The sequence below is a fragment of the Candidatus Koribacter versatilis Ellin345 genome (genome assembly GCF_000014005.1).
Taxonomy (GTDB): Bacteria; Acidobacteriota; Terriglobia; order Terriglobales; family Acidobacteriaceae; genus Korobacter; species Korobacter versatilis_A.
Genome location: NC_008009.1, coordinates 5,020,859 through 5,039,810, shown reverse-complemented (window position 1 = coordinate 5,039,810; position 18,952 = coordinate 5,020,859). Strand labels below are relative to the sequence as shown.

The window sequence follows — 18,952 nt, the reverse complement described above, 5'->3', positions numbered from 1 at the left end:
GTAAAAGAACCATCGGAGATGAGCAGGTAGGCTTGCCCGTTGTGAAGGTTCTGCAAAAACGCAAACCCTTTTCAACACCGGACTAAATTTCTGTTAAATCGGATTTTCACTAGCCTCTGTAGGGACTGGCATCTAGAATCCTGCGCATTTCATTTTGACATCTCTGGTTGCGGGGCGACGTTGCGATGAAGAGGCGGATCGGGCGAGGGGCATGGCTTGCGATGATCGCAGCGTGTTTGCTGGCGATCGCAGGGCGAAGTTTCGAGTCGCGCCTTCGGGGCAGTGCCCGAGCCGACAACCTACTGGAAAAAGCATACAGCGACCCAAGGACTCTCGAACTGCGGCTGCGAGGGGCGGCGTGGTCTCTGCTTCGCGAGCGCGCAAGCGGGCGGATCCGTGCAGAGGCGCGTTCCGCGGACCTGCTTCGAGCGGAAGCGGAGGTGGCGCGGCTCTACCAAGCGAATCCGGTTGGGACGCTGGAGTTGCGTGATCGCGGCCGCGCCAACCTATTGGAGTGGAGCTTTGACGAAGCTTTGGGCGACTTCCACCTGGCTCTCGCGCATGAACCGGAATCGCCGGAGATCCTGAACGATCTGGCCACTGCATACTATGAACGCGGAGAAGCGCAAGGGGACTGGGAGTCGCTAGTAGACGCTTATGAGCTAGAGAGCCGGGCGGTGCAGGCGCGTTCGGGAGATACATTGCTCCTGTTCAACCGCGCGGTGATCGCGAAGCGGCTTGGCATGTACGGCCAAAGCATGGAGGACTGGAGACGCGTATCCGAATTGGAAAAGGAAAAGGGATGGGCCGAGGAAGCGCGTTCTAACTTTCAACAGCTCGCGGCGTTGCAGAAGACGCGGCTGGAAAAGAATGGAGGACCGCTTCTGAGCGCGAGAGAGTTTGCCGACCGGGTGCAGCCGGAGGACCCCACGACTTGGAAAGAGGTGGAGCCGCGCGTGGAAGAGTACGTTTCGGAGGCGACGCGGAGTTGGCTTCCGGCAGCGTTTCCGCGAAAAGGCGACGCGGACGAATCAGCGAGGCGCGCGCTCAAGGCGCTGGCGATCGTGCTCGAACGCGGCCACGGCGACCGTTGGTTGCGTGACCTTCTTTGGCAGCCCGGATCCGATTCGCTGGCAGATGCGGTGGCGTCGCTCTCGACCGCTGCCCAGGCAGACTGGACGCAACAGAACTACAGCCTAGGCCGCGCGGCGGCGCAAGACGCCAGGCGAAGTTTCGCGAAGATGGGAAATCGCGCGGGTGAATTGCGCGCTGCGTTTGAAGAGCTGTATGCGAGCGAGTTTGCCGACATGGGAACCGTCTGCTCGCGGCAAGCGAGCCAGTTGCAATCCGCCCTGCGCGAAGTTTCCTACCCCTGGTTGAGCGCGCAGACGGCGCTTGAGCGCTACAACTGCGAACTGGAAACGGGAAACTTCGGAGCCTCCGAATTTCTCAGGCGCGCCCGCCAGATCTCGCAAGCCGCATCCTATGCGGGCATCTCTCTGCGCGCGCTCAACTTTCTTGCCGCCGATCGCTTCGCTCGCGGAGACCTGGCCGGAGGCTGGCACGCTTCTTCCGACGGGATTCGCGAGTTCTGGGCGGGCTCGCAGGACCTCACTTATGGGTACAACCTCTATACCACCGTGGAATTCGGAGTGGAGGTTCGAAACTCCTGGTTCTCCGATGTCGCGTATGGCGAGCAGGCGCTCTCGCTGGTGGAAGGAAACCAGAAGCCCTTCGCACGGGCCGAAGAACATCTCGCGCTAGCAAAGGCCAGTTTGCTCGCGAAGAGCCCGGCAGTGTCGCTCGAGCATCTTCGTGCGGCAGAGTCTCTTATTGCGGATGTGCCGCCATCCTCCGAAACCAGCAACTTCCGCATGGACATCGCGACGCAGAGTGCTTACCTGCAAGCGCTTACCGGCTCCGCCACGGCGCAGATCTTTCCGGCGCCGGCGGAGATTTCGCAGGTCGAGAACGTGTACACCCTCGGCAGCTACTACACCACGCGCGGCAAGACCCTGGCCTTTGAAGGCAAAGTAGAGGAAGCCAAGAGCGCTTATCGAAGCGCGGTCGCCCTGGCAGAACACGCGCGGAGAAGCCTGTCTTCCGACGCGGACCGGCTCGCCTGGCGCCATTCCTGGACCGAACCGTATCTGTTGTGGATTGATCTCGAACTGAAGACCGGGAACACGCAGAAGGCTCTCGCGATTTGGGAGCTCTGCCGGAACTCCGATCCAGCGGTGCTCCCGCTCGCGAATGGCAGCCGCGGCACGAAGCTGGATGCATCGGTCATGGAGAACTCGCTCGCCTCGGCACTTGCGGCGGAAGAAGCTCGGGACGCCCAGGTGCGACCGAACTTGAGGGATGATGCGTTGCTGTTGTTCACCCGTCTGCCGGACCGCATCGTGGCCTGGGCGATCACGGAACAAGGCATCGAGACCTCGGTGATACCCGCGGACGCCTCGGACGTGGTGATGCAGGGGCGCTTGTTCCGGGAGTTGTGCGCCCGTCCGTCTTCTTCGATGGAGCAAGTGAGCCTCCAAGGAAGATCGCTGTACTCGCAACTGATTGCGCCGGTCGAAAGCCAGCTTCGCAAGGCGAAAAACGTTTTGATCGAGAACGACGATTCGCTGGCGGGAATTCCATTCCAGGCGCTGATCGCTCCCGCAGGCAAGTATTTCTCAGATGAACACGCAATTCGCTATGTGTCGGGCGCTCGCGACGTCGAACGAGAATCAGCGTCGGGCGCAGTCGTCACGCGCGAGACGAAGATGCTGTTGGTCGCCAACTCCGGGTCAAGCATGGACGGCGTCCAGCCGCTCGACGATGTGGTGGCGGAGGCGCGATCGGTGTCTTACCTCTTCCCGCGCGCCGAAGTGCTGGTCGAGCGACAGGCGACTCTTTCCGCGGTCATGAAGAAGATGCCGCAGGCGGAATCAGTTTACTTCGTAGGCCATGCAGTTTCGGACGGAGAGCGCACAGCATTGCTGCTCAGCTCGGAAAGCGGCTCAAGCCAACCGTCGCTGCTGACGAGCCAGTCCCTCGGCAACAGCAAGCTGGGCAGCGTCCGGCTTGCGGTGCTTGCCGCGTGCTCGACGCAAGGCGGCACCGAGCGAAGCTCCGACGAGGCCGACAGCCTGGTGCGCGCACTTCTAGGGCGCGGCGTCCGGCATGTGGTGGCAAGCGGATGGGACGTGGACTCGCAGGTCACTTCAAGAATGATGGACGCTTTCTACAAGAACCTGCTCCGCGGCGCCACGGTCTCAGAGGCGCTGGCGGGGGCCGAAGCGGAGACCAGAAGGGCCACGCAACACCCGTATTACTGGGCCTCTTTCGATGCGTTTGGAAATAACTGATTGAGAGGAAAAATCATGCGAAAGATTCTCGCCAGTGTCCTTGGGCTCGCTGCCTTGATAGCACTCAGCAGCGTGACTGCGCTCTCGCAAACCAAATTGGATGTCGTCGTAGAGGGCCCGTTCTTCATCTGCGAGAATGCGGACCAGCACTTCCTGCTCGTTTCGATTCCTGCCCTCGATGACACCCACTTCGTACCCGCGTTCAAGAGCCTTCGTTCCGAGATTGCGCTGGGCGTCCCAGATGAAGAAACCGTGGTTGCTTATCCAAACGTCAAAGCCCCACTCGTTTACGAGATGGCCTTTAAATCTCCCACGGCGACTACCGGAATAGATGATTCAATTATCAAGCAAAAAGGTCAGCAGGACACGATCGTACTGGCCAGGCGCGGCGGGGCGGGCTTCGCATGCGCGCCGAACGCAAACGGCGCGAGCGTTATGGTGAAATTGCCGATTCCCAAATCCATATATCTAATCGAGCGTGCATCTGAACCGTCGTGCATTAGCCCGGCCGGCAAGAATTGCGTGCCGAACACCCTTCGACGGTATGCCACTGGGGTGACTCTTCGCTATGAAGGGTTAACCACCCAACCGGTGTTGTCGGGTCCCGATCCGGCACATCCCGGGCAGGCAGTTGGTGCTGGTTTCGAGTTTGATACTTCCGATCCAGACCGACTGGAAGTCCATTTAGATGTCATACCCCTGCCGAACTGGGATGAAGACGACGCGCACTGCGATTCGATGAATGCGTTCGACAGCATGAGCAAGCTGTCGGATCGTGAGCGCAACTTGCATTTCCCAAAGATGTGCCTAAACGGCCCGGCTCGAGTGACGATGATGCGGGTATCTCGTACGCAGCGTGGTCGCAAGGCATTCCCTTTCAGCGTCGTGAAAAGGACGGACTGCCAGGCCCCGACGATGTTGATTTGCAAGAACTGTACGCTAACGATTGCCGGTGAGCAGTAGGAATATCCGCTCAGCCCACGTGCGCTCGTGCTTCGTGTGCCCACGCGCTCTCTGCATCTACCTTCAGATACTCTTTCCATGCGGCGGCAGCTTCAGGCTGCCGCTGCAGCCTTTCCAGCACCAGGGCGCGATTAAACAGCGCAACCGCCGAAGCCGGGTCTGCGGTCAGTGAGCGGTCCAGCAGCGAGAGGCCCTTCTTATAGTCACTCTCGCGTCTAGGTGAGGTCGAGACATCTCCGAGCGCGATGTAGGCAATCGCAAGATCCATCATCGTCCCGGGCTTCACGCCCTCATGCTGGCTGAGCGGTTCGAGTAGCGCTACCGCCTGCGAGGGGTCTCCCTCGAGAAGAGCGATGCGCGCCTGCGCGCGTAACCAGTCCGGATCGGTCTTATGCTTGTCCAACTGGATTGCAAGTTCCGCCTCGGCCTGGAGCAAGTCGGGTTGGTCCAGTCGCCGGGTGGCACCGCCGCGCTGTTGCCGGATGGGTCCGTAAGCGGCGCCGGGCAACCGAAGATCGAAGGGACGCTGGCTTGTATAGGCAGCCGCGATGAGGTTGTCGGCGTGGCGCAGGGGCCGAACTTCAAGCGACCAATACAGTGCCCCGCACCCCGCGAGCGCAGCCGTAGCCGCCGGGAGAGCCCAGCGAAGCCAGCGGGCACGCGCGGGCGGCGAAGGTCGACGTTCGCGCGCAGCACCCGCTTCCATCAGCTCGGACATTCGTTCGCCGAGCGCGCGTTGTTGCGCGGGCCGTGAGCTCGCGAGGCTGGCGATAGTCGCCCGTTCCTCTTGAGAGAGCTCCACAGCAAGGTCGTCGTCGGCAAGTTTCAGCAATCGCCCACAGTGAAGGCAGTCGGAAGCGTGTTCGTGCAGTTGTTTCTCCTCAGAAGCGGACAACCGGCCGGCAGCCAGGAAAGACCATCGCTCTTCGTCCGGACACATCGGGGTAGGATGAACGTCTTCCGGACCGGCAGCCCGTTGCAGGCGAGCGCGGGTTTCGCGGACGAGAGACAATTCTTCGCTGCATTGCGGGCACGAGTCCACGTGCTCGCGAGTGCTCTCGTCCACGAAGCCAAAGACCGAGGCAGCCAGTTCATCGGGACCGGGATGATTACGTCTCAGCTCAGTCACGTCCCAACCCACTTTCTTTATAACGTTGAGCGCCTTGGGAATCCTTCGTCCTCTGCTCAGCAGTGCTCACCAGTCGGTCACGAATGCCTCTGGTAAGCCTGAAGAGCAGGCTTTCGACTCCTTTAGTTGTCATGCCGATACCCGGTATCGTAGCAATTGAGGACGCGGTTAGACCGTCGCGGTAATAAAGCCAAAAGACCATCTGATCTCGCCTGGCATCGCTGCCAGAGGTCACTTGCTCGAGCGCCCGGGCGATCTGCCCCACCAGCACTGTTCGGTGAATCGCCTGGGGACCACCGGACTCACACTTGCTCTCTGTCATTTCGCCCACAGGTTCTACCGAGTTCCCCTCTAGTCCCGAGCCTCTTTTCTTGGAGTGTGATGCCCGAAAGTAGTCGTGAACCAAGTTACTTGCGATTACCTTCAAATATCCATGAAACGCATTCGGGTGTTCAGCGCTGAACTGCCCTAGGATTATCTTGCGTTCTCGGCAGATTTTTAAGTATGTCTCTTGCACCAGATCATCAACAACGGTAAGTGAGTTGCAGCCCCACCGCCGGCAGGTCCTAAGAACGACGCCTGCTATGACGGGGTGGAATTGACGCACGAACTCCTCCCATGAAGCGGCATCCCCCACCTCGTTGCAAGCTTGCAAGAGCTCTTCTAAGGACATTTTCGTTGGACGAACAGCAGGATTCTAGCCTAAATCGATGCGCCTCGGAATGGCACAGACATCTGTTCTGAATACTCAGCCTAGGGACTCTTTCCCTCTTGCATGGCCGTAAGCAATGATTGCAGAGCAGTGACGTTCGATGCCCTTGTGTTAGGGAGCTTCATGTAGGTGTGGGTCGGCGTTAAGTGAGCGTTCAAGCCAGATGAAACTTGTCTACAGTCGCTCGCTCCAGAGCGAGCGTGCTTGCCGACCCTCGAACTCTCTTCCCGAACCGACTCGGCGAATGTAAAGACGAGCCAACGCCTCGACCCGGCAGATGCGGGCGAAATGTAGCAATCGATAAGGGTTGTATTGATTTGTGCGAACGCTGCCAAGGAGGGCGTCGTTTGTTAATTCAATGCCGAGCCTATTCCGGTATTTGAGTAGGTCAGCGATGGTTTTCATTGGGCTGTAGATACGGATCGCGACGCCGTCAAGCGTCAGGTTTACGACTCCCTGAGTGAATGTCGCTCCGGAAAACCGAATGAACTGAACTGCCCAGTCCGAAATAACCGGTCGCCAACTCTTGCGATCGATTGCGATGCAATGCTGCTGTGGCTCGTCTTCGAGGAAACCGTAGTAGAACAATGCTGACTGCAGGCATATCACTCCGTGAGGCACACGTTTGCATATCTCAATAAGTCGAGAGTGTCGGTTCCGCGGCATCCCGGCCAGTCGATACAGACCGCGACTGATCCGTTCGATCCTGCCGTCTCTCCATGCAAGCGCGACATATTGGCGGTGGATACCAGCGATGTCGAAATCCACCCTCCTGGCAACCCCCAGCTTTCTCGTGAGTTCAACTACTTCATTCGTTCTCGCCATCCCATCCACCACTGGTTGCCCTCCTCGTCGGCCAGATGTACTCGTACTCCGCAATGAAGCTCACAGACCTTGATCGCTGTCGCATGGGGTTCCGATTTCAGAAGTGTTGACGATTCCTAGGCAGATTCGGCTGAGTTCCTGAACGGTTAGGGGGATTCGAACGGCTGTGCTCACGGGCTCTTTGTGTAACGGTTTTCCGCAACTTGGAAGCGAAATTTTGGTAAGTTTGGAGCACTGATAAAATGCGGGTTTTGACGAAACCTTTACAGTGAAAGATCCTGAACGTCTGCTGGTTGCACACTGGTTGCACAATCGCGTGCCGAATACCATGATTTGACCCACAAAGAGTGCAGTGTTTCCGCGCCAAACTGTTGATTCCACGTCGCAGGGTGGTCCAGCCCAAAATTGCTAAACCGTTATACGGTCAAAAGCTGTATCGGGGGTTCGAATCCCCCCCCTCTCCGCCAGAACCGCACGTTGTTGAAAATAAAACACTTACATAATCCTCGGTAACGAAACCTCGGGAGTCGCTTCCCGTTGTGCCTTCGCTAGTTGCTAAACCGTTATACGGTCAAAAGCTGTATCGGGGGTTCGAATCCCCCACCTCCGCCAGAGTCCTGCTTAACGTCTCAATACCCGAAAGCTGAACGTGTGTTCCGATTGTGCGGGTACGCTTTTACCTCGCTGCGCGCTCAATACTGCAGAAAATCGTTTTTGCTTCTACTATGGTGCCGCTGCTTTTTGGGCGGCATTCGCTGTCTGCGGATGGGAAGCTCGAGTACCTCAAATCACAGGGCAAAATGATGAGAAAAACGATTGTCGTCGGGTTCGTACTCTTCGTGCTTTTCGGAATTGAGGCGATTGCATTTGGCGCGTCGGGTACGCAGGGGCGCAGGCTCTCTATTCCTATTGAATCCGGATGGCAGTTCAGGCAGCGCGTGGAAGGGACATCCTTGATTCCCGCCGAGTGGCGGCCGGCGACGGTTCCCGGAGTCGTGCACACCGATCTGCTGAATGCCAAGCTGATCCCTGATCCGTTCTATCGCGATAACGAGGCGAAGCTGCAATGGACCCAGGACGCTGACTGGGAGTACAGAACGACGTTCACGGCATCACCGGAGGTGATGGCGCGTCAGCACGTGGACCTGGTTTTCGAGGGACTCGATACGCTCGCCGAGGTTTACGTGAACGGAGCGCTGGTGTTGAAGGCGGACAACATGTTCCGCGAGTGGCGAGCAGACGTGAAATCGCATTTGAAAACCGGACCAAATGAGGTGCTGGTGTTTTTTCCGTCAGTGATTAAGGAAGCGCCGAAGATTGCGGCGCGCGATCCTTGGCGCGCTAAGACGGCGCCCTTGCCCCCCGAGAAGACTTATGTTCGGAAAGCTGCTTACGAATACGGCTGGGATTGGGGCCCGACGTTTGTTACGTGCGGGATATGGCGTCCGGTGCGGCTGGAGGGCTGGGATAGCGCGCGCATTTCGAACGTTTATGTTCGGCAGAAGGACATTTCGAAGGCGGCTGCGCGCATTTCGGTTGAAGTCGAAGTGCTGTCGGCGGGAGACGCGAAGGCCGATATTAGCGTGGAGGCTTCGCTGAAGGGCAAGGCGAGGGAACTCACGCAATCGGCACAGCTTCACGCGGGAGTGAATTCCATCGTGATGCCGATGGAGATTGCGAATCCTGAGCTTTGGTATCCGAATGGCTACGGCGCTCATCCGGTTTATACGTTCCACGCGAGCGTGAAGATTAGCGGGCTGCAGCAGGATGTGAGGGATGCGAAGACCGGACTTCGGTCCATTGTATTGCGACGTGACGTGGACCAGTGGGGCCGTTCGTTCGAATTCATCATCAACGGCATTCCGGTGTTTGGAAAGGGCGCCGACGTCATTCCGTTCGACTCGTTTCCGTCACGGGTGACAGAGAAGGACTATCGCAAAGTACTGCAGTCGGCGGTGGACGCCAACATGAACATGGTCCGCCATTGGGGCGGCGGCTACTACGAAACCGACATGTTCTATGACATCTGCGATGAGCTCGGGATCATGGTCTGGCAAGACTTCATGTTCGGCAACGAGTGGCAGCCGGGCGACTACACATTCAAGCTGAACGTGCAAAAAGAAGTCGAATACCAGGTGAAGCGGCTGCGCAATCATCCCAGCATCATTATTTGGTGCGGCAACAATGAAACCGAAGGTTCGTGGGAATGGCACGGCGATGTGACGAGCAAATTAAGTGCCGACGTGCAGCGCCACATGTGGCAAGACTATTTGACTCTGTTTTCCAGCGTAATTGCGCAGGAGGTGCAACGACTCGATCCGGAAGTGCCGTACTGGCCGAGTTCGCCGAGTGCCGATTACGAGGAGGTCTCCGACAGCTACCAATCCGGAGACGTGCACAACTGGCAGGTCTGGCATGGCATGGCTCCCTTCACGGACTACGAGAAATCTTTCCCGCGCTTCATGACCGAGTTTGGCTTCCAGTCCTTCCCCGAGATGCGGACGATTGAGAGCTTTACGTTGCCGGAAGATCGAACTGGCATCACGACGCCGGTAATGCTGGTTCACCAGAAGAACAAAGCCGGAAACCAGAAAATCCACGAGTATCTATTGCGCGATTATCCGGAGCCGAAGGATTTTCCGTCGTTCCTGTATGTGAGCCAGGTATTGCAAGCAGAGGCGATCAAGACTGGAGCCGAACATCTGCGGCGAATTCGTCCGAGATCAATGGGGTCGATTTATTGGCAATTGAACGACTGTTGGCCAGTGGCTTCGTGGGCGAGCCTTGATTACTACGGTCGCTGGAAAGCACTGCACTACTATGCGCGACGCTTCTACAACGATGTGCTGGTTTTGCCGCGCGAAGAGAATGGCGCGATTGCCGTGTACATTGTTTCGGATCGAACGGCGGCGACGAAGGCAGAGCTTAAGCTTCGGCTGATGACGATGGACGGGAAGATCATCAAGGAGTCCTCGAGCACAGTCGATGTCGAGCCGCTGGGGAGCAAGGTTTATCTACAGATGCCGCGCACGGAGTTGTTGAATGCGAACGGCGCGGATCCGACGAAGGTATTTGCGGTCGCGGAACTGACATCGGGCGGTAAGACACTGTCGAATAACTTGCTGTTCTTCGTACCGACGAAATCCGTGGATCTTCTGAAGGCGAAGGTTGCGACCGAGTTGCGAAAGGTTGGCGGCGGTTATCTATTGAAGTTATCGTCGGATGTGTTGGCGAGACACGTGTACATACAGACTGGTTCGGTGGACGCAACCCTCTCGGACAACTACTTTGACTTGCTGCCGGGGACGGCCGTGGAAGTGAAGATCGCTTCGAATGCGAGTGAAAAGGAATTGGGCGATGCGGTAAAAGTGATGTCGCTGACGGACGCGTTCTAGCTAGACGTGTGTTTCAGAAGGAAGTGCAGGAGCCTTCGTCCACCAGATGTCAGGATCCGCGGCTTTGATCCGGCGGCAATGACCGATGCCAAGTCGGTCCAACTCGCGAAGAACTTCGCGGGTCGCGTTCGACAACGAACCTTGTACGGCTTCGCTGAGGGTGCAACTCGGCTCAAAGCTCGCACCGACGATCCCAATCAGCAAAACGTCCGAGGGAGGATTCGCATAGAACTCGGCGCTATGGATCGCCTCAATGAGCGTCGGCGAGTGCGGATCCATGCGTATGGAAGGAGCGTGGGCAGCGAGATCTGCTTTGCGATAGAGCGCGATTGAGCCGGGATCAGCGTCTAGTTTAACGGAGTCGATCAGGATCACCGCATCGCGACCGGCGATGTTGTCCACGAATTCCAAAGCGGGGGTGCCGAGGTCGATGACCTCGACACCATCGGCGAATTCGTAATGGGCGGCGATCATCCTGACGAGGTAGGGACCGACCCCGTCATCTCCGAGCAGCACATTGCCGATTCCACCAATTAAAACGTTCTTCATAAAATATTGACCGCTGCGATCTTGTTTCCGGATGGATCGAAGGTGTGGCAGGCACAAGCCATGCACGGATCGAACGAGTGAATGGTGCGCAAGACCTCAAGTGGCTCTTGCGGGCGCGCTAGCGGCGTGTGCAGTAGCGATGCCTCGTACGGGCCATGCGCGTTCTTTTGGTCGCGCGGGCTGGCGTTCCAGGTCGAAGGAACGACGGCCTGGTAATTCTTGATCTTCTCGTCTTTGATCACAATCCAGTGCGAGAGCGTACCGCGCGGAGCTTCGTGGGTGCCGACACCTTCTACTTCGTGGCTGGGGAAGACCGGTGCGTTGTAGACGGAGTAGTCACCCTTTGCGATGTTGTTGGTGAGCAGGTCAAGATGCTTTTGCGCCAACTCGGCGAGCATGCCGGCGCGGATGGCGCGCGCGGCGTGGCGGCCGAGAGTGGAGTGGAGCATTGCCGGTTGCAGTTGGATGCCGCTGACGGCATGAACCTTCTCCGCAGCTAGGCCGACATACTTCTTGGTGAGCGCGTGACCTTGGGTGTAACCGATCAGCACCTGTGCCAGTGGACCGACCTGCGCAGGATCGCCGTTGAAGCGTGGCGCCTTCACCCAGGAGTACTTCTCGTCACCGTTCCAGCCGGTGAACTGCGGGTTAGTCTCGCCTTCCCAGGGATGAAGCGGTTTATCGCCCGAGTAGTAGGCGTGGGTTACGTCTTCGGTCACGCCTTTGCGGAAGGCGTCGTCAGAAGCAGTCTGGAACGATTTCAGTCCTCCTGCACCGATGTAGCCGCCCGGAAGATCGTAGCTGGAACCGCGGCTGTCGAGCGGCAAGTCCGGAACGGCGAGGTAATTGGTGACGCCGCTGCCGATATTGAACCACTCGGGGTACATCGAAGCTACAGCGCAGACATCCACGAGGTAAACCTCGTTGATGAAACGCGAGACCTCTGCAAAGAGGCCGCGGATCATCTCAAGGCGCTCCATGTTCAGCGCCGACTGACTATCGAGATCAATCGCGTTCGAGACACCACCGGGCGTGAGGTTCTGGATGTGCGGTGTCTTTGAGCCGAGGATGCCGACGATCTGCAGCGCTTTGCGCTGATACTCCAGCGCCTGCATGTAGTGCGAGAAGGCAAGCAGATTCACCTCGGGCGAGAGGCGCATCGCTGGGTGTCCCCAGTAGCCGTTGGCGAAGATGCCGAGCTGGCCGCTGGCAGCAACAGCGTTCACGCGGTCCTGCGCCTGCTTGAGTTCGTTGCGCGAGTTGCGGAACCATGGCGAAAGGCTCTCGGCGAGCTTTGAAGTCGCGGCAGGATCGGCTTTCGGAATCTGCATGACATCAACCCAGTCGAGAGCCGAGAGCTGGTAGAAATGCACGATGTGATCGTGCAGCGCGTGGGCAATCAGAATGAGGTTGCGGATGTATTGCGCGTTTAGCGGGATCTCCAGCTTCAACGCATCCTCTACCGCGCGGACGCTGGCCATCGCGTGCACGGTGGTGCACACACCGCAGAAACGCTGGGTGAAGAGCCATGCATCGCGGGGGTCACGGCCCTTGAGGATGTTTTCAATGCCGCGCCACATAGTGCACGAGGCCCAGGCGTTTGTGACCGAGTTGTTGTCCACTTGGACATCTACGCGGAGGTGGCCTTCAATTCTGGTGATCGGATCGATGGTGATTCGTTTTGCCATAGCGCCTGCTTAATTGTTCTTTGGTTCCGAAGATTCGTTTTCGCCGAGATGTCCAAACTGGAAGTAGCCCGTCCACCGGATGTATGGCCGACGGAAGCGGAAATAGCTCGCCATGTCGTGCCACGTGTGGGTGGGAGCGGGCAGGATCGCGAGCCTTTTTACGGCGAAGAGGAAGCCGGCGATGCCGAGTGAAATGAATCCGAGTGATACGAGAATCTCGATGGTCTTGGGGAAGTACAACGCTTCAGGATTCGGGCGGAATGCGAGTGTCGTCGGACTGAAGCGGTAAATCATTCCGCCGAGCGAACTCAGGATGTAGCCGAGAAACATGAAACGCGGCTCGTGCTCTTTTACCGAACGATAGAGCAGCCATCCACCATAGGCCGTGAGGAAAACTTCCATCCAGAAAACGAGTGCGAAGCGATCGAAGTGGAACGCCGTGAGTATCGCGCCGCGAACCGTGATATCCACCAAACGCAACGCGAGCCATCCGGCAATGAGCCACCAGGTGATGGTTGCAGCGTCGTCGAGCACTTCCATGTCCATCGGTCGCTTCCAGATGAGGCAGCAGAGCATCGTCGTTCCGGCGACGCATCCGAAGGACATAAAACAAGCCGCGCCGAGATAGAGGAGCGGCAGAAATGGTGTCTGCCAGAGGGGATGAACACGTTCGCCGGCGAGCAGCATCAATGCGCCGAGAGAAGATTGGTGCATGCCGGGCAGCAGATAAGCGGCGGCGATGATCCACGGGAACGCCGAGTAAAGCGTCTTCTCAAGCTTTTCTACACGCGGACGAAGGCGAGAATCGAAGTACCAAAGCCGCTCGAGAATCGGGGGAATATTCTCAAGAGCGAGGGGGATCATCGCGTAAATGGACATGCAGATCGCGACTTCCGCGAGAGGGGAGTGCATGTTCCATTTCCACGGAAAGACGATCCAATAGAAGTTCCAGGGGCGACCGGCATCGATACCTAACAGCAGCAAGCCGCATGCGTATGCGAGAAAGCTGGTTAGCAGGGCAACGCGCATCAGTGAATGCAGGCGGTGCCGCCGGAAGACCCACGCGGCGATGCCGACCGCGAATGCGCCGGAACCGAGAGCAGTCAGCACCATCACGTTGAACGTTTTCCAGATGCCCCATCCGAAGGCATCGTTCATTCCGCTCACAGGACCGAGACCAGCCAGTTCGCGATAGCCGGTGAGAATAAATGCGATGGCGATGAGTACACAGAGGCCAACGAAGAACGGATTCAGTACGCGGAAGCCGTACACGGGCACGAAGCGTTCCCAGCTATTGCTGTCCCGATCGGACACAGGTTTATTGAATGCTGCGCTACTCATCGTTGTGCCCTCAATCCAGTGGCTCTCTCGCGCTCATGAGCTTCTACTTCGTGGCCGGTCAGACTCTTGCGGATAACTTGTACTAATCCCACATATAGAACTGCGGGCAACGCGAAGTACTGATACAAACGGCGCTGCCAGCGCAGAGTCTTCGCCGGCACAGAGTCGGGACCGATTTCCGGAAGGCCGAGTTTCTCGAACGGTACGTGCGAGAGGTACAGCGCTTGGGTGCCGCCGTTATCCACCTCTCCATAAACGCGGTTCTGGTAGTAACGGTTCGGACTCTTTGTGATCCGGCTCTTGGCTTCCATCAGGAGCGCAGGACGCGGACCAAAGATCACGGCTCCGGTCGGACACACCGTGGTGCAGCCCGGCTTCAGTCCTTTATCGAGACGTGTGTTGCAGAGTTCGCACTTGGTGACGCGAGGGTTGTAACCCGCCCATTGAAAGCGTGGAATGTGGTACGGGCAGGTAATCGTGCAATACCGGCAACCGATGCACTTGTCTTCCGTCCACGTGACGATGCCGGTCTCGGGATCTTTACTGAGGGCCTGGAAGGGACAGCCTGCGGCGCAAGCTGGATCGAGACAGTGCATGCACTGGCGCTTCACGTAGGAACTAGGGCCGCCACCTGCGGGCTTATACAGCTTGATGATGTTGCGAGTTCGGTCGTTCAAGTCGTTGGGAGCCTGGTGCAGTCCGTCGCCGCGGGTATCGGGCGAAGTATCGTTTGCCTCTGCGCAAGCGGCCACGCACGCTTTGCAGCCAATGCAGATGCTGGCGTCGTAGAGCAGTCCGACCGCGCCGCTCGGAACCGGAACCGTCTCGGCCTCGAGTTTGGGAGCGCAGGCAGTGACGGCCAGGGCAGCGGGGACACCGGCCTTGGCGATGTTCGTGATCAGTTCTCGCCGGGTGATCGCCACTTTATTCCTCTTTTCCAACTTTGGCTGACTTCTGCTTATCTACGTGCGCGATATCGAGTCCAATGTGCTCAACTCCAGCTTCATTGGAACTCTTGAATTTCTGGGAGGCGACCCACGTCGCGCCGCCGACGGCGCCGGCGATGGCACCGACTAAGGCTGCCGCGCCGACTCCAACCTTGCCTGATCCGCTGAAGACCGGCGGATACGTGTCGGGCGGCGTCGCAAGATGGATCGGCACGGTCTGGAACGTTCCCATTTGCCAGATGACGGATTTTTCCGTGCATCCGACACAAGGAACGCCCAAGCCAATCGGCCACACGCCGGGCACTTCGCAGAAGTGGCGCGTTGAGCAGGCCGCGTGCGTGACCGGTCCTTTGCAGCCCAGTTTGTAGAGACACCAGCCTTTGCGGTGACCTTCGTCGCCGAACGTAGCGGCGAAGCGGCCGGCATCGAAGTGCGCGCGGCGCGGGCAATTCTCGTGAATCACGCGCTCATAGGCGAACTTCGGACGGCCGTATTCGTCGAGCGCGGGCAGCTTGCCCATAACGACGTACTCAAGCACCGTGGCAAGCAAGTTGTAAGGGTTCGGCGGACATCCTGGCAGGTTCACGATCGGCTTGCCGGAGATGACAGAATCCACGCCGATGGCGCCAGTCGGATTGGGATCGGCCGAGGGAACGCCTCCCCAAGAAGCGCAGGAGCCCATGGCGATCACTGCCGCCGCCTTGGCCGCCGTCTCCTTGATCACCTGGATGGCGGGCTTGCCGTTGAGCAGCATGTAGTTGCCGTCGTCGCGCGCGGGGATGGCGCCTTCAACGACGAGCACGAACTTGCCGGCGTTGTCGGCAATCGCCGATTGCAGCGCGGCTTCGGCCTGCGCTCCGGAGGCAGCCATCAATGTCTCGTGATAGTCCAGCGAGATGACGTCGAGGATGAGGTGCGCGACGTCGGGAGCCGATGTACGCAACAACGTCTCGGTACAACCGGTGCAATCCTGGAAGTGCAACCAGATCACCGAGGGTCGCTTCGCTTTGCCGACGACCTTGGCGACTTCCTGTGCGGAAGCCTTGCTCGTGAGCGACAAGCCTATTGGGGCTGCCGCCATCAGCATTCCGCAGAGCTGAACGAAACTTCTCCGCGTCACACCAGTTGCTTTCAGATGTTCTTCAATCGTCGGCTTCTTCGACATGAGTGCCTTCTCGCCCATCGGGGATTACACTTCTGGCCCGCGCCGGATGCACTCCGGCAGCGAGCCGTTCCACATCAAATGGAACTCACGACATCGCAGCGAACGCGCCTGCGCGCATGACGGGAGGTAAGCGAAGGAACCCAACGGCGCAACAACTATGAATGACTGACCACTAAATAAGGATTGATGACGCGCGCACCGTGCTGCCCGGATCTCCACCCACCTGTTCCCTGAGAATCCACCGCCCATCGCAGGAACCGTCTCGTGGGCGTGATGTGGTTTATCGCCGGAATGACGGTGCGGGTTCAGTGACCAACATCACATGACCACGTGAGCTATGCACATAGGCGATGGTCGCATTCTGAGTGCCGGACACCCGCATAATCATTGGGTTGGAGCGAATCACAGCCGCAAAACGCGGTTTGTCGAATTCGTATTGGCAAGTCCGATAAAGAAGTGTTGTTGCATTCAACAACAGTGCTTTCAACGCTGGATCACTGTTGCTGGGCATGGCCGCGCGTTTGACACCCCTCTACGTGCCGCTTAAAATCAATGAAGATGCGATGCGTCCGTGTCGCATTTCTTCAGGCCGCAATCCGCGGCCCTGCCTTCCAAATGGCGGCGTAGCTCAGCTGGTTAGAGCGACGGTCTCATAATCCGTAGGTCCGTGGTTCGAGTCCACGCGCCGCCACCAAGTGCAAAAGCCTCTTCACGCGATAGGCTTCACCCCACACGTTTTTCGTGCAACAATCCTTGCACTTCCGCTGATCCCCTGGTTTCCGTGAGGCTGCCTTTGAAGCTGTTGCTGAAGTTCAATTTGATCTTCATTTTGCTTGCCGGCATTGGTCTGGCCATCGTCGCCAAAATTTCCTATAGCTTCCTGATGGAGAACGCGCGCTCCCAGGTGGTGCAGCAGGCGAAACTCATGATGGAGAGCGCGAAGGCGACGCGCGACTATACCTCGGAAGAACTGAAGCCTTTACTGCAGAAGGTCACGGGACACGAGAACGAATTCATTCCGCAGACGGTTCCTGCTTACGGCGCGACCACCAGCTTCAATCGCCTTCGCAAAAAGTATTCTGATTACACATATAAAGAAGCGGCGCTAAATCCGACGAACCCGAAAGACCGCGCCGAAGACTACGAAGCCGACATCATCAACTCTTTCCGCAACCATCCTGAACAAACCGAGATCATTGGCGAGCGTTCGACGCCGACCGGGGTTGCGTTGTACCTCGCGCATCCAATCCAAGTGAAGCAGAGCTGTCTCGAGTGCCACGATGTGCCGTCAATGGCTCCCGCTGCATTGTTGAACAGCTATGGTCCGTCGAACGGTTTCGGATGGAAGACGGGCGAAATCAATGCCGCGCAGATCGTCTCGGTCCCAACGTCGGTGCCGATCCAGATTGCCGACAAGGCATTCAAGACGCTGATGACGTACCTCGTCCTCACCTTCTTATTTATCTTGTTGGCGATTGACGCCGCTCTGTTCGTCGTCGTTATTAGTCCGGTGAGAAAGCTTTCGGCTATGGCGGATCGCGTGAGCCGTGGGGATCTCGAAGTTCCGGAAGTGACGGTGCACTCGAAGGATGAGATCGGCGGACTGACCGCGTCGTTCAATCGCATGTACGTGACGGTGGTGAAAGCGCTGCGGATGTTGAACGACTAGGCTCTTGTAGTCGAAGGACAAAGCCCGCGAGCATTCGCGGGCTTCATATTGCCGTCCAGTTAGTCTAGATCGCGTCCGAGCTGCCGAGGTGTTTTCGCACGCTCTGCAAGAAATTCTTGCGCTGGTTCTCGGAATCAATCTCGCGCGCAACCTTGTCGCAAAGTTCGCGCAGATTGTTCGAGCTGCTCGACGCTCGCTTCACAATCACCTTTGCAATCGGTCCAACATAGTTGGCGAGTTGCGAAGTGATCTCGTTGATCACCGCCGGATCGTAGCCTTTCACTTGGGAAGGCTGCGAGACCGAAGGATTCGGTGTATTCGAAGCTGCCGCCGCAGCCACCGCGCTCGAGACAAACGGCGTTTCCATCGTTACGGCGAAGTGCAAGCCTGACTCGATTTGCACAGTATCCAGCGCTTGCAAGAATTCCGACGCGTTCTGGAAACGTTCAGATGGGTTCTTTGCGAGTGCCTTGAGTGTGATCGCTGCGAGGTTCGCCGGGATACATGCGTTCAGAACCGCGGGCGATGGCGGAATTACCTGGAGATGCCCGTTGATGATCTCGGAGAACGAGTGACCCTGGATCGGCAGCCGACCGGTGATGACTTCAAACAAGGTGACGCCAACGGCGTACAAATCCGAGCGCGCATCCATGGTCTCGCCGCGAATCTGCTCCGGCGAAATGTAATGCACCGATCCCAGCAGTGAGCCCGACGAAGTCAGCCGCGGATCGGGAGTGCTCATCAGTGCGAGTCCGAAGTCGAGCAACTTCACCTGTCCCGCGCTGTTGATCATGATGTTCGACGGCTTGATATCGCGGTGGATTACGCCTTGTGAGTGGGCATACGCGAGTGCGGTAACCGCCTGCCGGATATACGCAACGGAATCGCGGAGCACCATGCCGGTCGAAAGCATTTCGCTCAGGTTCTTGCCTTCGATGAACTCCATCACCATGATGAGTTGGTCTTCATGGTGGAACGCAGTGTGTAGTGCGGCGATGTTGGGATGGTTGAGATTGGCTAGGACGCGGATCTCGCGAACGAAACGGTCGGTGACTTCCGGGCGGCGTGCAGCTCCAGAGAGCAGCACCTTCATGGCTTCCGTGCGCTGCGAGATTGTATGGCGGACTTTGTAAACTTCGCCCATGCCGCCGTTGCCGATTGGCCCGACGATCTCATAGGCCCCAATTTGTGTTCCCGCAACCCAACCCATAGTTCG

Annotated in this window: 13 protein-coding genes and 1 tRNA gene; 5 read left to right on the top strand and 9 right to left on the bottom strand. The window is 58.0% G+C overall.

The features are described from left to right. The first annotated feature begins 440 nt into the window (after positions 1–440). On the top strand, positions 441–3,353 hold the full coding sequence (locus tag ACID345_RS22065; protein ID WP_187148893.1) for a CHAT domain-containing protein: 2,913 nt from the start codon (positions 441–443) through the stop codon (positions 3,351–3,353). A 15-nt stretch (positions 3,354–3,368) separates the two neighbouring features. Continuing rightward, positions 3,369–4,316, top strand: coding sequence for a hypothetical protein (locus ACID345_RS22060; protein ID WP_011525045.1), 948 nt, complete (start codon positions 3,369–3,371; stop codon positions 4,314–4,316). A 10-nt stretch (positions 4,317–4,326) separates the two neighbouring features. Here the strand turns inward: ACID345_RS22060 and ACID345_RS22055 are convergent, their stop codons facing one another. From ACID345_RS22055 to ACID345_RS22045, 3 genes are all read right to left on the bottom strand, one after another. Then, positions 4,327–5,445, bottom strand: a complete 1,119-nt coding sequence (locus ACID345_RS22055; protein WP_011525044.1) for a tetratricopeptide repeat protein — start codon at positions 5,443–5,445, stop codon at positions 4,327–4,329. After that, a complete protein-coding gene (locus ACID345_RS27580) occupies positions 5,438–6,118 on the bottom strand; it encodes an RNA polymerase sigma factor (RefSeq protein WP_011525043.1) in 681 nt (226 codons plus the stop codon). Before ACID345_RS27580 ends, ACID345_RS22055 begins: the two co-directional genes overlap by 8 nt. A gap of 213 nt (positions 6,119–6,331) precedes the next feature. Next, positions 6,332–6,982: a type IV toxin-antitoxin system AbiEi family antitoxin domain-containing protein gene (locus tag ACID345_RS22045; protein WP_041855982.1), complete on the bottom strand. Its 651-nt coding sequence runs from the start codon at positions 6,980–6,982 to the stop codon at positions 6,332–6,334. Between the two features lie 800 nt (positions 6,983–7,782). On the opposite strand from ACID345_RS22045, the gene ACID345_RS22040 reads away from it, so the two are divergent. Next, a complete protein-coding gene (locus ACID345_RS22040; protein ID WP_011525041.1) occupies positions 7,783–10,377 on the top strand; it encodes a beta-mannosidase in 2,595 nt (864 codons plus the stop codon). Here the strand turns inward: ACID345_RS22040 and ACID345_RS22035 are convergent, their stop codons facing one another. The 5 genes from ACID345_RS22035 to ACID345_RS22015 are packed head-to-tail and all read right to left on the bottom strand — an operon-like array spanning position 10,378 to position 16,067. Further along, the gene (locus ACID345_RS22035; RefSeq protein WP_011525040.1) at positions 10,378–10,926 is read right to left on the bottom strand and encodes a hydrogenase maturation protease; all 549 of its coding nucleotides are present in this window, start codon (positions 10,924–10,926) and stop codon (positions 10,378–10,380) included. Continuing rightward, positions 10,923–12,614 carry a nickel-dependent hydrogenase large subunit gene (locus tag ACID345_RS22030; RefSeq protein ID WP_011525039.1) on the bottom strand — a complete coding sequence of 564 codons (1,692 nt, stop codon included), beginning with the start codon at positions 12,612–12,614 and terminating at the stop codon, positions 10,923–10,925. The genes ACID345_RS22035 and ACID345_RS22030 overlap by 4 nt, the downstream gene beginning before the upstream one ends. Before the next feature lie 9 nt (positions 12,615–12,623). After that, the gene (locus ACID345_RS22025; RefSeq protein WP_011525038.1) at positions 12,624–13,955 is read right to left on the bottom strand and encodes a Ni/Fe-hydrogenase cytochrome b subunit; all 1,332 of its coding nucleotides are present in this window, start codon (positions 13,953–13,955) and stop codon (positions 12,624–12,626) included. Beyond that, positions 13,952–14,878: a hydrogenase 2 operon protein HybA gene (gene hybA / locus ACID345_RS22020; protein ID WP_011525037.1), complete on the bottom strand. Its 927-nt coding sequence runs from the start codon at positions 14,876–14,878 to the stop codon at positions 13,952–13,954. The genes ACID345_RS22025 and hybA overlap by 4 nt, the downstream gene beginning before the upstream one ends. A 1-nt stretch (position 14,879) precedes the next feature. Beyond that, positions 14,880–16,067, bottom strand: coding sequence for a hydrogenase small subunit (locus ACID345_RS22015; RefSeq protein WP_148210217.1), 1,188 nt, complete (start codon positions 16,065–16,067; stop codon positions 14,880–14,882). A 617-nt stretch (positions 16,068–16,684) separates the two neighbouring features. Here ACID345_RS22015 and ACID345_RS22010 point away from each other — a divergent pair. Continuing rightward, a tRNA-Met gene (locus ACID345_RS22010) sits at positions 16,685–16,761 on the top strand. A gap of 99 nt (positions 16,762–16,860) precedes the next feature. After that, positions 16,861–17,736, top strand: a complete 876-nt coding sequence (locus ACID345_RS22005; RefSeq protein ID WP_011525035.1) for a c-type heme family protein — start codon at positions 16,861–16,863, stop codon at positions 17,734–17,736. Positions 17,737–17,800: 64 nt separating this feature from the next. Here the strand turns inward: ACID345_RS22005 and ACID345_RS22000 are convergent, their stop codons facing one another. After that, positions 17,801–18,946 carry a serine/threonine protein kinase gene (locus ACID345_RS22000; RefSeq protein ID WP_011525034.1) on the bottom strand — a complete coding sequence of 382 codons (1,146 nt, stop codon included), beginning with the start codon at positions 18,944–18,946 and terminating at the stop codon, positions 17,801–17,803. Positions 18,947–18,952: the final 6 nt, after the last annotated feature.

Coding starts and splice junctions, on each gene's coding strand:
- ACID345_RS22000 (WP_011525034.1), bottom strand. CDS start 18,946: ATGGGTTGGGTTGCGGGAACACAAATTGGGGCCTATGAGATCGTCGGG.
- ACID345_RS22040 (WP_011525041.1), top strand. CDS start 7,783: ATGATGAGAAAAACGATTGTCGTCGGGTTCGTACTCTTCGTGCTTTTC.
- ACID345_RS27580 (WP_011525043.1), bottom strand. CDS start 6,118: ATGTCCTTAGAAGAGCTCTTGCAAGCTTGCAACGAGGTGGGGGATGCC.
- ACID345_RS22025 (WP_011525038.1), bottom strand. CDS start 13,955: ATGAGTAGCGCAGCATTCAATAAACCTGTGTCCGATCGGGACAGCAAT.
- ACID345_RS22060 (WP_011525045.1), top strand. CDS start 3,369: ATGCGAAAGATTCTCGCCAGTGTCCTTGGGCTCGCTGCCTTGATAGCA.
- ACID345_RS22030 (WP_011525039.1), bottom strand. CDS start 12,614: ATGGCAAAACGAATCACCATCGATCCGATCACCAGAATTGAAGGCCAC.
- ACID345_RS22035 (WP_011525040.1), bottom strand. CDS start 10,926: ATGAAGAACGTTTTAATTGGTGGAATCGGCAATGTGCTGCTCGGAGAT.
- ACID345_RS22015 (WP_148210217.1), bottom strand. CDS start 16,067: ATGTCGAAGAAGCCGACGATTGAAGAACATCTGAAAGCAACTGGTGTG.
- ACID345_RS22045 (WP_041855982.1), bottom strand. CDS start 6,982: ATGGCGAGAACGAATGAAGTAGTTGAACTCACGAGAAAGCTGGGGGTT.